Origin of the sequence: Nocardia sp. CS682 (genome assembly GCF_004634405.1) — a bacterium.
GTDB classification, from domain to species: Bacteria; Actinomycetota; Actinomycetes; order Mycobacteriales; family Mycobacteriaceae; genus Nocardia; species Nocardia ninae.
This window is the reverse complement of record NZ_CP029710.1, coordinates 5,922,967-5,942,797: the sequence shown is the minus strand read 5'-3', so window position 1 is coordinate 5,942,797 and position 19,831 is coordinate 5,922,967. Positions and strand designations below refer to the sequence as shown.

The 19,831-nt window shown below is 67.6% G+C and carries 20 protein-coding genes and 1 pseudogene; 10 read left to right on the top strand and 11 right to left on the bottom strand.

Annotated elements, in window-relative coordinates; all coding sequences use genetic code 11:
* Nucleotides 1-4: 4 nt before the first annotated feature.
* A complete protein-coding gene (locus DMB37_RS26675) occupies nt 5-508 on the bottom strand; it encodes a GtrA family protein (protein WP_240771663.1) in 504 nt (167 codons plus the stop codon).
* Between the two features lie 96 nt (nt 509-604).
* Here DMB37_RS26675 and DMB37_RS26670 point away from each other — a divergent pair, with 96 nt between their 5' ends.
* Nucleotides 605-1,963 carry an FAD-binding oxidoreductase gene (locus DMB37_RS26670; RefSeq protein ID WP_135235012.1) on the top strand — a complete coding sequence of 453 codons (1,359 nt, stop codon included), beginning with the start codon at nt 605-607 and terminating at the stop codon, nt 1,961-1,963.
* A gap of 41 nt (nt 1,964-2,004) precedes the next feature.
* Nucleotides 2,005-2,289 carry a GNAT family N-acetyltransferase gene (locus DMB37_RS26665; RefSeq protein ID WP_107654386.1) on the top strand — a complete coding sequence of 95 codons (285 nt, stop codon included), beginning with the start codon at nt 2,005-2,007 and terminating at the stop codon, nt 2,287-2,289.
* 90 nt (nt 2,290-2,379) lie between these two features.
* Here DMB37_RS26665 and DMB37_RS26660 read toward each other — a convergent pair whose 3' ends face one another.
* The 4 genes from DMB37_RS26660 to DMB37_RS26645 form a co-directional block, all read right to left on the bottom strand.
* A complete protein-coding gene (locus DMB37_RS26660) occupies nt 2,380-3,537 on the bottom strand; it encodes an acyl-CoA dehydrogenase (RefSeq protein WP_135235011.1) in 1,158 nt (385 codons plus the stop codon).
* 131 nt (nt 3,538-3,668) lie between these two features.
* The gene (locus tag DMB37_RS26655; protein WP_135235010.1) at nt 3,669-4,349 is read right to left on the bottom strand and encodes a TetR family transcriptional regulator; all 681 of its coding nucleotides are present in this window, start codon (nt 4,347-4,349) and stop codon (nt 3,669-3,671) included.
* Nucleotides 4,350-4,404: 55 nt separating this feature from the next.
* Entirely contained in the window at nt 4,405-4,905 is a 501-nt protein-coding gene (gene purE / locus DMB37_RS26650) for a 5-(carboxyamino)imidazole ribonucleotide mutase (RefSeq protein WP_135235009.1), read from the bottom strand.
* 48 nt (nt 4,906-4,953) lie between these two features.
* Complete coding sequence (locus DMB37_RS26645; RefSeq protein ID WP_135235008.1) at nt 4,954-6,177, bottom strand: 5-(carboxyamino)imidazole ribonucleotide synthase; 1,224 nt, start codon at nt 6,175-6,177, stop codon at nt 4,954-4,956.
* Nucleotides 6,178-6,286: 109 nt separating this feature from the next.
* Between DMB37_RS26645 and DMB37_RS26640 the strand changes: the two are divergent.
* Nucleotides 6,287-6,811: pseudogene (locus DMB37_RS26640) on the top strand (GtrA family protein); the annotation flags it as partial.
* 24 nt (nt 6,812-6,835) lie between these two features.
* Here the strand turns inward: DMB37_RS26640 and DMB37_RS26635 are convergent.
* The 3 genes from DMB37_RS26635 to DMB37_RS26625 are packed head-to-tail and all read right to left on the bottom strand — an operon-like array spanning nt 6,836 to nt 9,377.
* Entirely contained in the window at nt 6,836-8,143 is a 1,308-nt protein-coding gene (locus DMB37_RS26635) for a HAMP domain-containing sensor histidine kinase (RefSeq protein WP_135235007.1), read from the bottom strand.
* A gap of 1 nt (nt 8,144) precedes the next feature.
* The gene (locus tag DMB37_RS26630) at nt 8,145-8,822 is read right to left on the bottom strand and encodes a response regulator transcription factor (protein ID WP_135235006.1); all 678 of its coding nucleotides are present in this window, start codon (nt 8,820-8,822) and stop codon (nt 8,145-8,147) included.
* Nucleotides 8,823-8,831: 9 nt separating this feature from the next.
* A complete protein-coding gene (locus tag DMB37_RS26625) occupies nt 8,832-9,377 on the bottom strand; it encodes a PH domain-containing protein (RefSeq protein ID WP_135235005.1) in 546 nt (181 codons plus the stop codon).
* 219 nt (nt 9,378-9,596) lie between these two features.
* Here DMB37_RS26625 and DMB37_RS26620 point away from each other — a divergent pair, with 219 nt between their 5' ends.
* Entirely contained in the window at nt 9,597-10,550 is a 954-nt protein-coding gene (locus DMB37_RS26620) for an acyl-ACP desaturase (protein ID WP_135235004.1), read from the top strand.
* A gap of 91 nt (nt 10,551-10,641) precedes the next feature.
* Here the strand turns inward: DMB37_RS26620 and DMB37_RS26615 are convergent, their stop codons facing one another.
* On the bottom strand, nt 10,642-11,442 hold the full coding sequence (locus tag DMB37_RS26615) for a biotin--[acetyl-CoA-carboxylase] ligase (RefSeq protein WP_135235003.1): 801 nt from the start codon (nt 11,440-11,442) through the stop codon (nt 10,642-10,644).
* A gap of 51 nt (nt 11,443-11,493) precedes the next feature.
* The gene (locus tag DMB37_RS26610; protein WP_135235002.1) at nt 11,494-11,679 is read right to left on the bottom strand and encodes a hypothetical protein; all 186 of its coding nucleotides are present in this window, start codon (nt 11,677-11,679) and stop codon (nt 11,494-11,496) included.
* 208 nt (nt 11,680-11,887) lie between these two features.
* Between DMB37_RS26610 and DMB37_RS26605 the strand changes: the two genes are divergently transcribed.
* The 3 genes from DMB37_RS26605 (at nt 11,888) to DMB37_RS26595 (ending at nt 14,657) form a co-directional block, all read left to right on the top strand.
* Complete coding sequence (locus tag DMB37_RS26605; protein ID WP_135235001.1) at nt 11,888-13,528, top strand: acyl-CoA carboxylase subunit beta; 1,641 nt, start codon at nt 11,888-11,890, stop codon at nt 13,526-13,528.
* Nucleotides 13,529-13,689: 161 nt separating this feature from the next.
* Nucleotides 13,690-14,028, top strand: a complete 339-nt coding sequence (locus DMB37_RS26600; protein ID WP_135235000.1) for an acyl-CoA carboxylase subunit epsilon — start codon at nt 13,690-13,692, stop codon at nt 14,026-14,028.
* On the top strand, nt 14,025-14,657 hold the full coding sequence (locus DMB37_RS26595; protein WP_135234999.1) for a nucleoside triphosphate pyrophosphatase: 633 nt from the start codon (nt 14,025-14,027) through the stop codon (nt 14,655-14,657). The genes DMB37_RS26600 and DMB37_RS26595 overlap by 4 nt, the downstream gene beginning before the upstream one ends.
* Here the strand turns inward: DMB37_RS26595 and DMB37_RS26590 are convergent.
* Complete coding sequence (locus DMB37_RS26590; RefSeq protein ID WP_107654372.1) at nt 14,583-15,443, bottom strand: metalloregulator ArsR/SmtB family transcription factor; 861 nt, start codon at nt 15,441-15,443, stop codon at nt 14,583-14,585. The genes DMB37_RS26595 and DMB37_RS26590 overlap by 75 nt on opposite strands.
* A gap of 166 nt (nt 15,444-15,609) precedes the next feature.
* Between DMB37_RS26590 and DMB37_RS26585 the strand changes: the two genes are divergently transcribed.
* The 3 genes from DMB37_RS26585 to DMB37_RS26575 all read left to right on the top strand — a co-directional run bounded on the left by DMB37_RS26585 (nt 15,610) and on the right by DMB37_RS26575 (nt 19,658).
* Complete coding sequence (locus tag DMB37_RS26585; RefSeq protein WP_135234998.1) at nt 15,610-16,626, top strand: sulfurtransferase; 1,017 nt, start codon at nt 15,610-15,612, stop codon at nt 16,624-16,626.
* 159 nt (nt 16,627-16,785) lie between these two features.
* Entirely contained in the window at nt 16,786-18,591 is a 1,806-nt protein-coding gene (locus tag DMB37_RS26580) for an acetyl/propionyl/methylcrotonyl-CoA carboxylase subunit alpha (RefSeq protein WP_135234997.1), read from the top strand.
* 128 nt (nt 18,592-18,719) lie between these two features.
* Nucleotides 18,720-19,658 carry a patatin family protein gene (locus tag DMB37_RS26575; protein WP_240771662.1) on the top strand — a complete coding sequence of 313 codons (939 nt, stop codon included), beginning with the start codon at nt 18,720-18,722 and terminating at the stop codon, nt 19,656-19,658.
* Nucleotides 19,659-19,831 lie beyond the last annotated feature (173 nt).

Genomic DNA, 19,831 nt, shown 5'->3' with positions numbered 1-19,831 from the left:
GACCTCACGGGGCGTGAGGTGCAAGGTCGGATTTCGGGTCGCGGCGGAACACGACCCAGCGCATCGCGCTGTACATGTAGACGGCCTCGCACCCGCCGGCCAGCAGCCTGGCCAGGTGGTATTCCAGGCCCAGCGCGGTGAGTCCGCTGCCGACACCGAGGATGAAGGCGACGTAGTTGATCGCCACCACCACCCCGTAGACGGCGGCCTGCCTGCCGACCGGTGCGTGCGAATGGAAGTTGAAGGTGCGGTTGAGCACGAAGCTGAGCCCGAAGGCGCACACGTAGGCGATGGTGACCGACAGCCACACCGGCAGGCCCCACCAGCCGTGAAAGATGGTGAGCAGTACCAGGTCGACGGCGAAGGTGAAGCTGTTGATCAGCGCGAAGCCGAGGAAGGTCGCGGGGACAAGACTGTTCAAACCCCACGGCAAGCGCGCGACCACCGCTTCACACCATCGGGTGAACCGGTCCGCGAGGGTGTCGGTGGTTCTCGCCAGCTCGTGCACGCGGCCAGCCTGCCAGCGGCAGATGTCCGTCAGATGATCAAACGGCAAACCCGCCAGGTGCTCGGCTCTGCCTCCCGCGCCCGCTAGCGTGGTGCTGTGGACCTGCATGACCTGATCGACGCGCTTTCCGACGGTGCGGTAGTCACCGATCCCGACCTGCTCGGCAGTTACCGGCAGGACTGGGCTCGCGATCCCGACGCGGGCACGCCGCTCGCCGTGGTGCGCGCCACCAGCACCGACGATGTCGCCGCGACACTGCGCTGGGCGCATGCGCGCAAGGTGCCGGTGGTCCCGCGCGGCGCGGGCTCTGGCCTGTCCGGCGGTGCCACGGCAGTCGACGGCGGCCTCGTGCTGAGTACCGAGCGGATGCGCACGATCACCGTCGACCCGGTCACCCGGACCGTGGTGGTGCAGCCCGGACTGTTGAACGCCGAGGTGAAGCGCGCGGTCGCCGAGCACGGGCTCTGGTATCCACCCGACCCCTCGTCGTTCGAGATCTGCTCGATCGGCGGCAACGCCGCGACCAACGCGGGCGGGCTGTGCTGCGTGAAGTACGGGGTGACAACCGATTACGTGCTCGGCATGGAGGTGGTGCTCGCCGACGGCACCGTGGTGCGGCTCGGCGGACCGCGGCTGAAGGATTCGGCCGGGCTGTCGCTGACCAAGCTGTTCGTCGGCAGCGAGGGCACCCTCGGCGTCATCACCGAACTGACACTGCGGCTGCTGCCCGCGCAGCCACCGCAGACCACCGTGGTCGCGACCTTCGCGACCTTGACGGCCGCCATCGACGCGATCCTCGCGATCACCGCCGAATTACGGCCCGCCATGCTGGAATTCATGGATTCGGTCTCGATCAACGCGGTCGAGGACGAACTGCGGATGGGGTTGGATCGCAGCGCCGCGGGCCTGCTGGTCGCCCGCTCGGACGCGCCGGGCGAGTTCGCGAAGCGGGAGGCCGAGATCATGGTCGCCGCGTGCGAGAAAGCCGGTGCGGCCGAGGTTTTCCACACCGAAGATCCCGAGGAAGGCGAAGCCTTCACCGCGGCACGGCGTTTCGCCATCCCAGCGGTGGAGAAGCTGGGCACACTGCTACTCGAGGATGTCGGAGTGCCGCTCCCCCGGCTCGGCGATCTGGTGACCGGTGTCGCCGAGATCGCCGCGCGCAACGACGTGATGGTGTCGGTGATCGCGCATGCCGGGGACGGCAACACCCACCCGCTGATCGTGCACGATCCGGCCGACGCCGCCATGACCGAGCGCGCGCATCGCGCGTTCGGCGAGATCATGGACCTGGCCATCGCGCTCGGCGGCACCATTACCGGCGAGCACGGCGTCGGGCGGCTGAAAAAGGCGTGGCTGCCCGATCAGCTCGGCGCGGACGTGATGGCCCTGACCCACCGCATCAAGGACGCGCTCGACCCGCACGGCATTCTCAATCCAGGCGCAATTCTCTAGTCCATGGAACATTTCCGGCCGCGAAGGAGTTCGACAAGATCATGACCACCAGGCTCGAGCACAATGTCGCCGACACTCGTTTCGAGATCTATCTCGACGACACCCTGGCCGGCTACGCCGACTACGCGCAGCGTGACGACCCGAAGGTCCGCGATTTCCACCACACCATGACCTTCCCCGAATTCCGCGGCCGTGGCGTCGCCGCCCAGGTGGTCGAATACGCGCTGAAAGATTCGCGCGACAACGGTTATTCCGTGATTCCGACCTGCTGGTACGTCGAGAAGTACATCGAGGAGCACCGGGAGTACGCCGACCTGGTCGGCTAGCAGTAGATCGCCTTCCCCGCCGCTCTTTCGGCGGCGAAAAGGCGGTGCCGAGAACGTATCTCGGCACCGCCTTCCCTGTTGTCGAACCGCTCAGCGCAGCAGCGCGCGCGACATCACGAGACGCTGAATCTGGTTGGTGCCCTCGTAGATCTGGGTAATCTTCGCATCGCGCATCATGCGCTCCACCGGGAAATCGGTGGTGTAGCCGGCGCCGCCGAACAGCTGAACGGCGTTGGTGGTCACCTCCATTGCGACATCGGAGGCGAAACACTTGGCAGCCGCGGAGATGAACCCGAGGTTCTTCTCGCCGCGCTCGGCGCGCGCCGCCGAGGTGTAGACCATGAGGCGGGCGGCCTCGATCTTCATCGCCATGTCGGCGAGCATGAACTGGGTGTTCTGGAAGTCGGCGATCGCCTTGCCGAACTGCTTACGGTCCTTGGTGTAGGCGATGGCCGCGTCCAGCGCACCCTGCGCCAGGCCGACGGCCTGCGCGCCGATGGTCGGGCGGGTGTGGTCCAGGGTCTGCAGCGCGGTCTTGAAACCGGTGCCCGGCTCGCCGACGATGCGGTCACCCGGCACCCGGCAGTTCTCGAAATACAGTTCCGCCGTGGGCGATCCCTTGATGCCGAGCTTGTGCTCGAGCGGGCCGACCACGAAACCCTCGTCGTCCTTGTGTACGAGGAACGCCGAAATACCGTTGGCGCCCTTGTCCGCATCGGTCACCGCCATGACGGTGTACCAGGAAGACTTGCCGCCGTTGGTGATCCAGCACTTGGAGCCGTTGAGGATCCAGTCGTCGCCCTCTTGCTTTGCGCGGGTGCGCATGCCCGCCGCGTCGGAACCGGCCTCGCGCTCGGACAGCGCGTAGGAGGCCATCTCGCCGTTGACGATGTCCGGCAACACCTTTTGCTTGAGTTCTTCGGAGCCGTTGAGGATCAGGCCCATGGTGCCGAGCTTGTTCACGGCGGGGATGAGCGAGGAGGAGCCGCAGACGCGGGCGACCTCTTCGATCACGATGCAGGTGGCCACCGAGTCGGCGCCCTGGCCGCCGTAGGCCTCCGGCACGTGCACCGCGTTGAAGCCCGCCGCGTTGAGCGCGGTCAGTGCCTCCTCGGGGAAGCGGGAGTTACCGTCGACGTCCTTGGCGTGCGGAGCGATCTCCTTCTCCGCCAGCCCGCGGATGGCCGCACGCAGTTCGTCGTGGAAGTCCTCGAGCTTGAACAGATCGAAATCGGGGTTTCCCGCCATGGGGCTCACTCCTGGTCGTCGGTACACGTCGGCACTCAGTGCCACACCATTCTGGAGTATACGCCCAGGAACGGCCGCAACGTGCGGATACTTCCTGGCACTCAGTGTCAGATTGGTCGCACTGACCTAGATCAGAGACTACCGAGTTTGCGGGCGACGAGATCGGCGACCTGCCGGGGTGGGGTATCGCGGGGAAACACCGCGACCACCAGCTCATCGGCGGCGGGTCGCCGCGCGCCGCGGGGAATCGCGGCCAGTTCGACGCGCAGATCCGCCGCGCCCGCGTCCGACTCGCCGCGCACCATGCGCCGCAGCAGATAGTTGTGCGTGGCGGTCACCGCGGCGGTGTACTGCACCCGGGCCAGATCGGGCTCCTCGGGCAGCCGGTCGCGCAGGTAGTCGGTGAACAACCGTTCGTACCGGAACACGGTCACGATCTCGCGTTCGCGCAGCGCGGGCACCCGCCGCACCACCTGATACCGCCGCGCCGCGATCTCCCGCCACTGGGTGAACCGCTCGAAGACCTGCACCACCGCCTCGCACACGGTCTCCCACGGGTCGCCCCCGTTCGCGGCGAGAAACTGCGCCGCCTGCGCCAACTGCGACTCGTGATCGGCGAAGATCACGTCCTCTTTCGAGCGGAACTGCCGGAAGAACGTCCGCCGGGAAATCCCCGCCGCCTCCGCGATCTCCTCGACCGTCGTCGCCTCGTACCCCTGCTCCGCGAACAACCGCAACGCCTGATCAACCACGGTCAACCGGAACCGCGTGTTGTCGTCCCCGCTGCGCGGGCGGATGTCACCAGTAGTCACCCGCTCACCGTAGCGAGCCGCGCACGCGGGACGACGTACCCGAGGCGTTTCCGGGTCAGCCCAGGAGTTTGGTGCGCAGCGCCTGGTCTTTTTCGAGGACCATCTTTTCCAGCCCTGCTTGGAACTGCACCATGCGGGCGCGCAGGTCCGGGTCGTGGGCGGCGAGGATGCGGACCGCGAGCAGGCCTGCGTTGCGGGCACCGCCGATGGAGACGGTGGCCACCGGGACACCTGCGGGCATCTGGACGATGGAGAGCAGGGAGTCCATGCCGTCGAGGTACTTGAGGGGGACGGGGACGCCGATGACGGGCAGCGGGGTGGCGGAGGCGACCATGCCGGGCAGATGGGCGGCGCCACCCGCGCCCGCGATGATGACCTGCAGACCGCGGTCGGCGGCTTCGCGGGCGTAGTCGAGCATGCGCTGCGGCGTGCGGTGCGCCGAGACGACGCCGACCTCGAAGCGAATGCCGAACTCCGCCAACGCTTCCGCGGCGGCTTCCATGGTCGGCCAGTCCGAATCGCTGCCCATGATCAGGCCGACCTGCGGGTTACTCATGCGTGCGCCTCACTTCGCTTGTCTGCCGGATCGATTCGCGCGTCATGCTCACTCGTGCGGATCCCATCCGTCGGTCCATACCGCGTGCGACATCCAATGTGCCGCGCGCTCAGCCTTTTCCCGCACCGCGGCGACGTCGTCACCGAGGATGTTGACGTGCCCGATCTTGCGGTCGGGGCGTTCGCCCTTGCCGTACATGTGCACCTTGGCGTCGGGCAGCCGCGCGAACAGATGGTGCAGGCGCTCGTCCATCGACATGGCCGGCGCCTCGGCCGCGCCGAGGATATTGGCCATCACCGTGACGGGGGCCAGCGGGCTGGTGTCGCCGAGCGGGTAATCCAGAACCGCGCGCAGGTGCTGCTCGAACTGACCGGTGCGGGCGCCGTCCATGCCCCAGTGCCCGGAGTTGTGCGGCCGCATCGCCAGCTCGTTCACCAGCAGCTTGCCGTCGTGGGTCTCGAACAGCTCCACCGCCATCGCGCCGACGACGCCGAGCTCCCTGGCCAGGTTCAGCGCCAGCGTCTCCGCGGCGGCGGCCAGGTCGTCGTCGAGGTCGGGCGCAGGCGCGATCACCACGGCGCACTGACCGTTGCGCTGCACGGTCTGCACCACCGGCCAGGTCGCGGCCTGCCCGAACGGCGAGCGGGCCACCATCGCCGAGAGTTCGCGCTTGAGATCCACTTTCGCCTCGGCGAGCAGTTGCACACCGTGCGCGAGCTGCTCGGCCACGATCGCCGCGGCCTCGTCGGCCGACTCCGGCATCCACACGCCGCGACCGTCGTACCCGCCGCGGACCGCCTTGAGCACGATCCGCCAGCCCTGCTCCTCGCCGAACCGCACCGCCTCCTCGACGGTCGTCACCGGCGCGAACGCGGGCACCGGCAGACCGAGCTCGGACAGCTTGACCCGCATGGCCAGCTTGTCCTGCGCGAAGACCAGGGCCCGCGGCGGCGGCTGCACGTTCACGCCCTCGGCGACCAGTGCCTCGAGATGCTCGGTCGGCACGCCCTCGTGGTCGAAGGTCAGCGCGTGCGACCCGACTGCCGCCTTGCGCAGCGCGGCCAGATCGGTGTGACTGCCGAACACGATCTCGGGGCTGACCTGGGCGGCCGGGTCGTCCGGATGTTCGGCGAGCACCCGTAGCCGCTGGCCGAGCGCGATGGCCGCCTGATGCGTCATGCGCGCCAACTGGCCACCGCCGATCATTGTGACGGTGGGCATAGCAGAGGGATCAAAGGACCGGCCGGTACTCACGTCGGACAATATTGTCATAACCGGCGGAAATGCCCTCGCGCGGGAGCCGCGCAACGGTGTCCGGCGGTAGTCCCCAGCGGTTGGACGACCCGAAGCGGGACCACCGGCTAGCGGTACACTCGGCCCCGTGTCATTCGTCGACGACGTGGTGAGCGTCCTTCCCAGGCCTGTCGCAAGGATCGCGCTCCGGCATCGGGAACTGATCAAGTTCGCCATCGTCGGTGCGACAACCTTTGTGATCGATAGCGGCATCTTCTATGCCCTGAAATGGACCGTGCTTTCCGAGAAGCCGGTCACCGCGAAGATAATCTCCGGTGTCATCGCGGTTATCGCGTCCTATATCCTGAATCGCGAATGGTCGTTCCGGAACCGGGGCGGTCGCGAACGGCATCACGAGGCCTTGCTGTTCTTCGGAGTCAGCGGCGTCGGCGTGGTTCTCGCGTTCATTCCGCTGTGGATCTCGAGTTACGTCTTCGATCTGCGCCAGCCCGATGTCAGCTTCACCGTCGAGAACATCGCGGACTTCATCAGCGCGTTCATCATCGGCAACCTGCTGCAGATGGCATTCCGATTCTGGGCGATGCGCCGCTGGGTATTCCCCGACGAGATGAACGAGATCGCCGCCGAATTCGAAGACCTGGTCGAAGAGGAATTCGGCCGCAACTGAGCGGTCCGCTCAGCGCGGCTCGGTAACCACCGCGTTCTGCGTCCGATACGCCGACGAACCGAGGAACACCGCGAACAACGCGGGCCTGCGCCGCTGCAACTCGAGCCGCCCGCCGTCGGCCTCCACCAGCGCCCGCGCCAGTGCCAGCCCCACGCCGGTCGAACCACCCGCGGAGAAGCCCCGGTCGAAAATGTGCGGCGCCAGCTCGTCTCGCACCCCGTCTCCCTCGTCAGCGACCTCCACACACACCAGCGGCTCGCGATCGACGCCGGGCCGGACCGTGCGCACCGACACCGTGCAGGTCCCGCCGCCGTGCATCAACGCATTGTCCACCAGCACCGCGACCGCCTCGCGCAGTCGCGAACCGGTGATCGGCGCCAGCAACGACTCGTCCCCGGTGAGGGTCAACGCCCGGCCCTTCTCGGCGAACGGATGCGTCCACTCGGCGACGACGCCGCGCAGCTCCGCCATCACCGGCACCGGGTCCAGATCGGCGGCGTCCTCGTCGCGGGAGGCCCGGACCAGATCGTCGATCGCCTCGGTGAGCCGGTCGACCTGCGCCATCGCCTCCTCCGCCTCGTGCACCACCTCGGGATCGGCGTGGGTCGACAGCTCGTCCAGCCGCAACCGCACCGCGGTGAGCCGGCTGCGCAACTGATGCGAGACGTCGGCCACCAGGGCATGCTCGCGCTGCAACCGCCCGGCGATCTCGACGGTGGCCGAGTCGAGCACGTCGGAGACCCGGTCGAGTTCGGAGATGCCGTGCCTGCGCGGATCCGGCCGGAAATCGCCCATCGCCAGCCGGGCGGCCCTGGCCGCCACATCGCGCAGCGGATCGGCGACCCGGCGCGCGGTGATCACCGCGACCGAGACCGCGGCGCCGAGCGAGGCCAGCACCGCCAGCGCCACCACGCCGACGGCCTGGCGCTGCCGTGCGTGCATCGGCGCCGAGGGCACCTCCAGGCGCAGCGAGCCCTTGGTGCCCATGGACAGGGACTCGACCAGGGGGTCGGTCACCTGGTCCACGCCGATGTCCGCGCGCGAGGCATTGTCGGTCGGCGCCGGATAGATGATGGTGAGTTTGCCGTCCTGCGGTAGCAGCGGCTCTACCGCGCGGGTGTCGAGCTCGCCGAGCACCATGCCGTCGCCGTGTTCCTGGACGATGATCGCCGCGGCGATCCGCTCCAGTTTGCCCTGCAGGTCGTCGCGGGTGATGTCCTCCACCCACAGCCAGGCCGTGTAGATCAGCGGCACCCCGAGCACCACCGTGGTGAGCGTCAGCACGGTGAGCATGGACCGCAGGATTCTGCGCCGCACGTCAGTCGGTATTCAGCCGGAACCCGACACCGCGCACCGTGACGATGCGCCGCTCGGCCATCGGCCCCTCGTCGCCGATCTTGCGGCGCAGCCAGGACATGTGCATATCCAGCGTCTTGGAGCCGCGCAGCTCGGCGTCGCCCCAGACCTCGCGCAGGATCGTCTCGCGCGGCACCACCTGGCCCGCCCGGTCGATCAGCACCTTCAGCAACTCGTATTCCTTATTCGCCAGGCCGATCTCGATGCCGTTCACCAGCACCCGGCGCGCGGCGGGCTCCAACCGGATGCCGCCGACCTCCACCGTGTCGTCGCCGATGCCGCTGCGCCGCAACAACGCCCGCACCCGGGCCAGCAGCTCGGCGAGCCGGAACGGCTTGCCGACGTAATCGTCGGCGCCCGCGTCCAACCCGACCACGAAATCGACCTCATCGGTGCGCGCGGTGAGCATCAGCACCGCCAGGTCGGCGCCGCGGGCCCGCACCTGGCGGCAGACCTCGAGCCCGTCCATGCCGGGCAGGCCGAGGTCGAGGATGAGCAGATCGTGATGGCCCTCCAGGGCCCGCTCCAGCACGGCGGGACCGAAGCGCTCGACGGTGACCGAGTACCCCTCGCGCCCCAGTGCGCGCGACAACGGCGCGGCGATCGCCTCGTCGTCTTCTGCTAGCAGTACGGCCGTCATTTGACCAGGTTAACGGTAGTCGCCGCGCTCGTCCCAGCGCGCGCCGCGCCCGTTGTCGCTCTGTTCGACATCGAAGACCTGGTGGTACAGCAGCGCGTGCACCTTCTGCACCGCCGGGATGTCGTCGAACTCGAGCGGTTCGGAGGAGGACGACTCGATGATCAGCGTGCCGGTACCGAGCATCCGGTCGAACAGCCCGTGCCGGAACTGCACGCTCGAGATGCGGCTCATCGGAATGTCGATGCCGGTGTGCGTGAGCACGCCCTGGCGCACCAGCACCCGCCGTTCGGTGATGATGAAATGCGTCGTCTTCCAACTGAGAACCGGTACGACACAACGCCATACGACGATGATCAGCCAGATGACGAGCACCGCGATCAGCAGCGCCGTCCGTGCGGTCCCCTCGGCTTTACGCGAGGCGATTCCCCCTGCGAAACCGGCGAGCGCGGTGGCGACGATCAAGGTCACGATCGGCCAGAACAGCATCTTCCAGTGCGGATGACGATGCAGGATCAGCTGCTCTTCCGGCGCGAGTACGTCCTCCGGATACCCCATGGCCGGAACACTACCGCGTGAAGATGCCGAAATGCCTGACACCGAACCGCGTCGTGCTGCACAATCGTCTGCCTGCGTGTGTCGCACCCGCGCGGCCGCGAGCGTTCGCTCGCGTCAACGCTCTCAGTTGTGGAGTTCTCCGCTCGATCTGGCTCGTAGCTCTGTCCGTAACCAGCTCTGCTCGAACAACGTCGACGAACAACGACCTCGGAGGCATGTGTGACCAAGGACCTGACTCAGCTGGAGATCCTGACCGAACTCCAGCCGGTGGCCGAACAGAATCTCAATCGGCACCTTTCGCTGGCGCGGGAGTGGCACCCGCACGACTACATCCCGTGGGACGAGGGTCGTAACTTCGCCGCGCTGGGTGGGCAGGACTGGGCACCGGAGCAGTCGAAGCTGAGCGAGGTCGCCAAGGTCGCGATGATCACCAACCTGCTCACCGAGGACAACCTGCCCTCCTATCACCGCGAGATCGCCGAGAACTTCTCTCAGGACGGCGCGTGGGGCACCTGGGTGGGCCGCTGGACCGCGGAGGAGAACCGGCACGGCATCGCCATCCGCGACTACCTCGTCGTCACCCGCGGCGTCGATCCGGTGGCCCTGGAGCAGGCCAGGATGATCCACATGACCAATGGCGTTTCCGCGCCGGACAACTGGGGCGGATTCCTGGAAAGCGTTACCTACGTGACGTTCCAGGAGCTGGCCACCCGGGTCAGCCACCGCAACACCGGCAAGGTCTGTGACGACCCGATCGCCGACCGCATGCTGCAGCGCATCGCCGCCGACGAGAACCTGCACATGATCTTCTACCGCAACATGTGCGGAGCGGGCATCGACCTGGCACCCGATCAGGCGATGATGGCGATCACGAAGATCCTGACCCACTTCATCATGCCCGGCGCGGGGATGCCCAACTTCCGCCGCAACGGCGTGCTGATGGCCAAGCACGGCATCTACGACCTGCGCCAGCACCTCGAGGACGTGGTGGCGCCGGTGCTCAAGCACTGGAACATCTTCGAACGCAACGACTTCGGGCCGCGCGGCGAGCAGGCGCGCGAGGAACTCGGGGTGTTCATCGAGAAGCTGGAACAGGACGTGCTGAAGTTCGAGGAGCAGCGCGACCGCATGTTCGCCAGGGAAGCGGCGAAGGCCGCGTTGCAGCCTGCCTGAGAACTCGAACAGCCGCATAGCTTCCGGCTTTTCGCGCTGCGACGCGCAGACGGGAAGTCAGAACTTGTGCGGCTGTTCGGTTTTCGATACGTCAGTACCCGGCGCGCAAGTGGGTGACGTCGCCCGCGGAGACCGGCTTGTCGCCGATCAACAGCCGGCCCGCGTCGTCGATGTCGGTGGCGATGCCGGTCAATGTCTGGCCACCGGGAAGTTCGGCGCGCACCTCAGCACCCAGCGTCGCGCACCGCTCGCGGTAGGCGGCGGCGAGGTCGGCCGTCTGCCAACCGGCGTCGCGCCACGCGGTGAAGCGGCGGGCGAATTCGGTCAGCATCGACTGCACGATCAGCGTCCGGTCGGTCACCTCGGCTCCGGCCACGGTGAGCGAAATGGCATGCGGCACCGGCAGTTCGGCCTCGGTGAGGCTGACATTCAGCCCCACGCCGACGACCACCGCCGGTACCTCGTTGCCTGACGCGACCTCAGCCAGGATGCCCGCCACTTTGCGGCCATCGATCAGCACATCGTTGGGCCACTTGAGGTTCGCGGCGACACCGGCCGTCGCGCGCAGTGCGTCCACCACGGCAACGCCGGTGAGCAACGGCAGCCAGCCGAGCACTGCGGGCTCGATCCCGGGCAGCCGCACCAGCAGCGACATCGAGATCTGGGCCCGCGGCGGGCTGACCCACGTGCGTGCGTGCCTGCCACGCCCTTGCTCCTGCGCCTCTGCAAGGAGTACCGCGCGATCGGCGTCCGGTTCGCCTGCTCGCGCGATCAGGTCCGCGTTGGTGGACCCGGTCGACTCCACCACCTCGATGTGGCGGAAGAACGACAGCTCGGGCGATTCGATGAGACTGCGTCGCAACTGCTCTGCAGCCAAAGGGGACCTGGTCACACGGGCAGGCTACTTGGTGCGGGGTAGTCCGCCCGACGAGGTCGTATGCGACTAACCGACGAGCATGTAGTCGATACTCGGTGCGCGGGCCGCACCGTCGACGCCCTCTGCGTCACTTGCCGCCGTCTCGGTCCGGAAATCCGGGTCGACTATCGTCGGCTCGGTCTCGAACTCGTGCCAGCTCGTCCATGACGCCGCGGCCGCGTATTCCGCGACGGTCTTGCTCCATTCCCACATATCTGGGCTCCTCCCCCTGAGCACGAAAACTGGACTCCTCCAGGCTAACTGGACACCCATGGCGGTCGATACCGATTTTCTACCGGCGCAAACGCGCCAAAACACCTGGAATCGCGCTACCACATGGCGATCTAGCTGCGCTTTTTTACCCACCGGTAGCCCCTACTGGGTTAGTGGGAAGCACTGCTACTGGTTACACTCCGGAGCCATGACGAGTGTCCAGCAGCAGTCCGCGCAAGATCCGGCGGGCGCCCCCGACATCCACACCACCGCCGGGAAGCTGGCTGACCTGCGGAATCGGCTGGAAGAGGCGCAGCACCCGATGGGTGAGGCTGCGGTCGACAAGGTGCACGCCAAGGGCAAGATGACTGCCCGCGAGCGGATCCTGGCGCTGCTGGACGAGGGTTCGTTCGTCGAACTCGACGCACTCGCGCGGCACCGCAGCGTGAACTTCGGCTTGGACAAGAACCGGCCGCTCGGCGACGGCGTAGTCACCGGCTACGGCACCATCGACGGCCGCGACATCTGCATCTTCAGCCAGGACGTCACCGTGTTCGGCGGCAGCCTCGGCGAGGTCTACGGCGAGAAGATCGTCAAGGTGATGGATCTGGCGCTCAAGACCGGCCGTCCACTGGTCGGCATCAACGAGGGCGCGGGCGCGCGCATCCAGGAGGGTGTCGTCTCGCTCGGCCTCTACGGCGAGATCTTCCACCGCAACATCCAGGCCTCCGGCGTGATCCCGCAGATCTCGCTGATCATGGGTCCGGCCGCGGGCGGGCACGTGTACTCCCCCGCGCTCACCGACTTCGTGGTGATGGTCGACGGGACCAGCCAGATGTTCGTCACCGGCCCCGACGTCATCAAGACGGTCACCGGCGAGGACGTCACCATGGAGGACCTCGGCGGCGCGCACACGCACATGGTGAAATCCGGTGTCGCGCACTACGTCGCCTCCGGTGAACAGGACGCGCTCGACTACGTCAAGGACCTGCTGTCCTACCTGCCGAGCAACAATCGCGCCGAGGCGCCGCGCTTCCCGGCCACCGACCCGATCGAAGGCGCGATCGAGGACTCGCTCACCGACGAGGACCGCGAGCTGGACTCGATCATCCCGGACTCGCCGAACCAGCCCTACGACATGCACGAGGTGATCCGTCGCCTGCTCGACGACGACGAGTTCCTCGAGGTGCAGGCCGAGCGCGCGATGAACATCATCGTCGGCTTCGGCCGGATCGACGGCCGCAGCGTCGGCATCGTGGCCAACCAGCCCACCCAGTTCGCCGGCTGCCTCGACATCGACGCCTCGGAGAAGGCCGCGCGGTTCGTGCGCACCTGCGACGCGTTCAACATTCCGATCCTCACCCTGGTCGACGTGCCCGGCTTCCTGCCCGGCACCGGCCAGGAGTACAACGGCATCATCCGGCGCGGCGCGAAGCTGCTCTACGCCTACGGTGAGGCGACTGTGGGAAAGATCACGGTCATCACCCGCAAGGCCTACGGCGGCGCCTACGACGTGATGGGTTCCAAGCACATGGGTGCCGATGTGAACCTGGCCTGGCCGACCGCGCAGATCGCCGTGATGGGTGCCTCCGGGGCCGTCGGTTTCGTCTACCGCAAGCAGCTGCAAGAGGCCGCGGCGGGCGGCGAAGACGTCGATGCGCTGCGGCTGCAGCTGCAGAACGAGTACGAGGACACCTTGGTGAACCCCTACGTCGCCGCCGAGCGCGGTTACGTGGACGCGGTCATCCCGCCCTCGCACACCCGCGGCCAGATCGTCTCGGCGCTGCGCTTGCTCGAGCGCAAGATGGTAACTCTGCCCCCGAAGAAGCACGGCAACATTCCGCTGTGATTCAGACCGCAACACCCGGTTGGGGTACAGCGATACCCTCGGTATGCCGCGCACACTGGTTACAGAGACGCAATGAGTGGATCCGAGGGTGATCGCATCACCCGTCCGCTGGTTTCGCATCAGGGAACACGCCTGATCAGGCAAAGAGAGGATCTGGCACTGTGACGACCGTGGCAGAAGAAGATGTTTTGACCGCCGCCGAACTGGACCTGACCGTCGGCTCGCTCGACGATGAGGTCGCGGCGGCGCACAACGTCGACGGGGCAGCGGCGACCGAGTCCGCGGCCGAGGCGGCCAAGCCGTTCTTCACCGTCGTGAAGGGCAACCCGAGCGACGAGGAGATCGCGGCGCTGGTCTGCGTGCTGACCGCGGCCACGAACGGCAGCGGTACCGGTCCGTCCGGCCCGCCGGACATGTGGGGCCGCCCCACCTTCATGCACCGGGGCACGTCCCCGTTCTCCCCCTACGCCTTCCCGCAGCTGTCGCACCTGCGCGGGTGAAGTTCGTCCTCGCCTCCGCCTCCCCGGCCCGCCGGGAAGTATTGCGCTCGGCGGGCATCGACCCGATCGTCCGGGTGTCCGACGTGGACGAGGACGCGATCGCGGCCGCGCTGCCCGAGGGCACCGCACCCGACGTTGTCGTCGTCGAGCTGGCCAGAGCAAAAGCCGCGGCGGTCGCCGCAACGATCCCCGAACTCGCCGCCGATTGTGTTGTCGTCGGCTGTGATTCGATGCTGCTGGTGGACGGCGAGCTACAGGGCAAGCCGCACACCGCCGAGGTGGCCAGGGCCCGCTGGGGCGAAATGGCCGGGCGCAGCGCCGATCTGGTGACCGGGCACTGTGTCCTTCGCCTCCAGGACGGCCGCATCACCGCCGAAGCGATCGACTGTAGTTCCACCACAGTGCATTTCGCCAAGCCGGAGCCTGACGAGCTGGACGCCTACATCGCCACCGGCGAACCGCTGCAGGTGGCGGGCGCGTTCACCCTCGACGGGCTCGGCGGCTGGTTCGTCGACCGCATCGACGGCGATCCGTCGAGCGTGATCGGGATCGGGCTACCACTGCTGCGCCGACTGCTTGGCGACGTTGGGGTCGCCGTTACGCAACTGTGGGGCCACCCGGCCCGCTGACGGCGGCGCGATCAGTGGCTCCGACCCGCCGGTGTCCCCGACCGCGGGCACCGTGGCGACCTCGCGGTTGTCCGGCTCGCGCCGCAGTTCCGTTTCCCGGCGCAGTTCGGTGTCGCGACGCAGTTCCGTCTCCCGACGCGTGTCCTGCTCGCGCCGCGCCAGCATCTCCAGCCGGACCACACACAGTTCCGGCTCGACGAACGGGTGCAGCCGCACATTCACATCGCCGCGCGCGCCGTTGCGGTCCAATACCTCTTTGATCAGGCCGAGGTGCACACCGCACACCACCTCGGAGTGGGTGCGCGCGAGTTCACGCAGTGGGCAGGCGGTCAGCCGGATCAGCGCCTGCTCGGCGGTCTCATTCGGATCGCGTTCCGGCGCGAAGCCCAGCTCCGAAAGCAGCGTCATGGTGACGTCTTTGGCGTCCTCCAGCGACTCGACCCGATGGTCACCGGCGTCTAGTTTCGCGCCCCAGGCCCGGCCTGCCGCGATGGCTGCCTCGGACCGCCGGCGCGGATCGGGGCCGAGTTGGTCGGCGAGCACCTGCGCGAGTTCCTGGTAACCGACCGATCGCTGCACCGCGCTGTAACCGATGCGCGGACGTCCGCGACCGCGGGGCGGTTGCTGAAATTGCCGCACCAGGGATTCCCGGGTGAGCACGTCCAAATGAAACCGAACCGTGGTGACGTGTTGTCCGGTGATTCTGGCCAGTTCCTGGGCGTCGAGAGGCTCGCTGGCGCCACGTAGGATCGCGAGCAGTCGCCGCCGCGGCCAAGAATCGGACATAGCTCACCCCTCCTCCCGGGAGACTTTATCGGATGCAGGTGCGATTTATTCGCTCATTCAGCCGATTTGTGATCTGAAACGAGAGTCACTAACGCCTCACACATACCATCGCTGTGAGACCTGAACCGCAGAAACTACCGTCTACCACGCGTGAAGGACCCACATCGTGCCCGCTGCTCCGGACCCACATCCCTCATTCGGTTCTTACGCACATCCTCACCGACTAGTAACCACAGAGTGGCTGTCGGCAAACATCGGCACGTCGGGACTCAAGATCGTCGAGTCCAACGAGGACATATTGCTCTATGACATCGGGCATGTTCCCGGCGCGATCAAGATCGATTGGCGGGGCGATCTGAACGATCCGGTCACGCGTGACTACATCGACGGTGCCCGATTCACCGAGTTGATGCGCGCCAAGGGAATCGAGCGAGACGATACCGTGGTCATCTACGGGGATCAGGGCAACGCGCAGGCGGCGCACACATTGTGGGTTTTCACTTTGTTCGGACACCAGGATGTGCGGTTGCTGGACGGCGGTCGCGGCGCCTGGATTTCCGAGGAACGCGACACCACCTTCGACACTCCGCACCTCACCCCCAGCGACTATCCGGCGGTCACCCGCGACGACAGCACCGTGCGGGCGTTCCGCGAGGACGTCCTGGCCCATCTCGGTAAGCCGCTGATCGACGTGCGTTCGCCCGAGGAGTACTCCGGCGAGCTCGCCCACCCGTCGCCCGACCACCACCCCCCATCCAATCGCTACGCGACGCTGGCCCACCCGTCACCCGACCACCACCCCCCATCGAATCGCTACGCGATGCTGGCCCACGGGCCGATCAACCCCGAGGACGCGGCGTTGCGTGGCGGGCACATCCCCACCGCCGCGAACATTCCGTGGACCGAGGCGTTCAACAACGACGGTCGATTCCGCTCTCGCGCCGAGCTGGACGCGATCTACGGCGCGCTGGGCGCCGCGGACGACCTGATCGTCTACAGCCGAGTCGGCGAACGTTCCAGCCACACCTGGTTCGTGCTGACCTATCTGCTCGGGTTCGACACCGTCCGTAATTACGACGGCTCGTGGGCCGAGTGGGGCAACTCGGTGCGCATGCCGATCGCCAAGGGGACTGAACCCGGTGCGGCACCGGCCGGTACCGCACGCCGTGGCCGCGGCAGGTAGCGCACGCACGCCTTTCCGCATAACAGGCCGAGTGTGATCCACGACCTACTGATCAGTAGGACTGGCCGAGTGCGCCGTCTGTTGGCAGACTGCCTACACTCGCCCGAGACGTAGTTTCGTCGACCACGGGGCGACCAAAGATTGCACACAGGAGGCTCAGTGCCCAGCCATGCCAGCGCACGGATCACGAAGGTACTCGTAGCTAACCGAGGCGAGATCGCCGTGCGCGTTATCCGGGCTGCCAAGGACGCGGGCCTCGGCAGCGTCGCGGTTTACGCGGAGCCGGATGCCGATGCCCCCTTCGTGAAGCTCGCCGACGAGGCGTTCGCCCTCGGCGGCCAGACCTCGGCCGAGTCGTACCTTGTCTTCGACAAGATCCTCGATGCCGCGTCGCGCTCCGGCGCCGACGCCATCCACCCCGGCTATGGATTCCTCTCCGAGAACGCCGACTTCGCCCAGGCCGTCATCGACGCCGGGCTGATCTGGATCGGCCCGTCGCCGCAGTCCATCCGCGACCTCGGCGACAAGGTCACCGCCCGGCACATCGCCGAGCGCGCCAAGGCCCCGATGGCCGCGGGCACCAAGGATCCGGTGAAGAACGCCGACGAGGTCGTCGCCTTCGCCAAGGAATACGGCGTGCCGGTCGCGATCAAGGCCGCCTTCGGCGGCGGTGGCCGCGGCATGAAGGTCGCGCACACCATCGAAGAGATCCCCGAGCTGTTCGACTCGGCCACCCGCGAGGCGGTCGCCGCATTCGGTCGCGGCGAGTGCTTCGTCGAGCAGTACCTGGACAAGGCCCGCCACGTCGAGGCACAGGTCATCGCCGACAAGCACGGCAACGTGGTGGTCGCCGGTACCCGCGACTGCTCGCTGCAGCGCCGTTTCCAGAAGCTCGTCGAGGAGGCGCCCGCGCCGTTCCTGTCCGACGAGGTGCGCGCGAAGATCCACGCCTCCGCGAAGGCGATCTGCCGGGAAGCCGGTTACTACGGCGCGGGCACGGTCGAATACCTGGTGCAGGGCGAGACGGTGTCGTTCCTCGAGGTGAACACCCGGCTGCAGGTCGAGCACCCGGTCACCGAGGAGACCGCGGGTATCGACCTGGTGCGCCAGCAGTTCCGCATCGCCAACGGCGAGGAACTGACCATCACCGAAGACCCGACCCCGCGCGGTCACTCGTTCGAATTCCGGATCAACGGTGAGGACGCCGGTCGCGGCTTCCTGCCCGCGCCCGGTCCGGTCTCGGTGTACCGCGAGCCCAGCGGCCCCGGTGTGCGCGTGGACTCCGGCGTGGTGGAAGGCAGCGTGATCGGCGGACAGTTCGACTCGATGCTGGCCAAGTTGATCGTCACCGGCGAGAACCGCACCCAGGCGCTCGAGCGGGCCCGGCGCGCGCTGGCCGAGTTCGAGGTCGACGGGCTGGCCACGGTCATCCCGTTCCACCGGGCGATCGTCGAGGACCCCGCGTTCATCGGTGACGGCAACAAGTTCGACGTCTACACCAAGTGGATCGAGAACGAGTGGACCAACACCGTCGAGCCGTTCACCGGCGGTGCACCGGCCGATGAGGACGACGAGGATCTGCCCCGGCAGAAGGTGGTCGTCGAGGTCGGCGGCCGTCGCGTCGAGGTCTCGCTGCCCGGCCAGTTCAGCCTCGGCGGTGGCGCCGTCGCCGCCGCGGGCAACGGCGCCGGTGTGATCCGCAAGAAGCCCAAGCCGCGCAAGCGGGGCGGCGCGGGCGGCGGTGCCGCCTCCGGTGACGCCGTCACCGCGCCCATGCAGGGCACCGTCGTGAAGGTGGCCGTCGAAGAGGGCCAGTCCGTCGAGGCGGGCGACCTGATCGTGGTGCTCGAGGCCATGAAGATGGAGAACCCGGTCAACGCGCACAAGGCGGGTGTCGTCACCGGCCTGTCCGTCGAGGCGGGCGCCGCGATCACCCAGGGCACGGTGCTCGCCGAAATCAAGTGAGGTCGAGTCGGTTCGGCCCGCGTCGGACCGATACGACCAGGTAGTGCTCGCGTAAACGCAGGGCGAATACCGCTTCGGGCGGGCGCTGGACCATGACGTCCGCGCCCGCTCTGTCGTATCGTGGTCCGGTGACCAGTACGCCGAGCGTCTCCGCCGTCGCGGAGATTATCCGCGCCCGCCGTGCGGCGGGAAGTCGCGCCGACGGACACCGACTGGTACTCGTCGTCGAAGGCGGCGGCAGCCGCGGGGTCTACTCGAGCGGAATGGTGTCGGCCATCGAGGAATTGGGGCTCGGCACGGTTTTCGACGCCGTCTACGGCACCTCGGCGGGGGCGATCAACGGCGCCTGGCTGCTGGGTGGACGCGCCGTCGCGGGCATGCGCTCCTGGACCGATCCGGCGATCATGCGCCGCGCCATCGACCCGGCCCGGCTACTGCGCGGACGGCCCGCCTTCGACCTGCGCTACCTGGTGCATCAGGTGTACGACGGGATCGAGCCGATGGATTTCCCGGCGATCCTGGCCAACCCCACCACCTTTCACCCCATCGCCACCGACATCCGCACCGGCCGCGCGGTGGACCTGCACCCGTTCATCGTGGACAAGCGCACCCTCATGCGCGCGCTGCGCGCGTCCGCGGGGCTGCCCATCCTGGCCGGACCGCCGGTCCCGCTCGGCGGCTCGCATTACTTCGACGGCGGCCTCACCGAAACCGTCCCCATCCGCACCGCCGTTCGGAGCGGTGCCACGCATGCACTCGTCCTGCGCACCCGTCGCATCGACGAACAACGCCCGCCCGCCTCGTTGCTGCACCGTGTCGTCGGCGGCGGGTATCTGCGCGCCACCGCGCCCGGCGCCTACCGCGCCTGGATACAACGCCCGCACCAGCAGGCGATCGAGGACCGCGCCCTCGCCGAACTCGGTGATGCCGTCTTGCAGATCCATCCGCCCCTCGGCTCACCGGACATCGACAGCGCCGCCCGCGACACCACCTTGCTCGCCGAGGCGCTCACCATCGGCCGCAACGCCGTCCACACCGCGCTGTCCGACAACGCCCGCGTTGCCTGACCTTAAGGCGTCGCCTGACCGCCCCGGCGTCGCCTGACCGGGCCCGCGCCGCCCGGCCGTTCAACCGTCACCAGAGCTTCCACGTTGCCGATCCCGCCCTCGCCTGACCGAATCACACACCTTGCCGCATGGCCAATCCTTGGCCACACCTTTTCGCAGAGGCGATCAAAGGG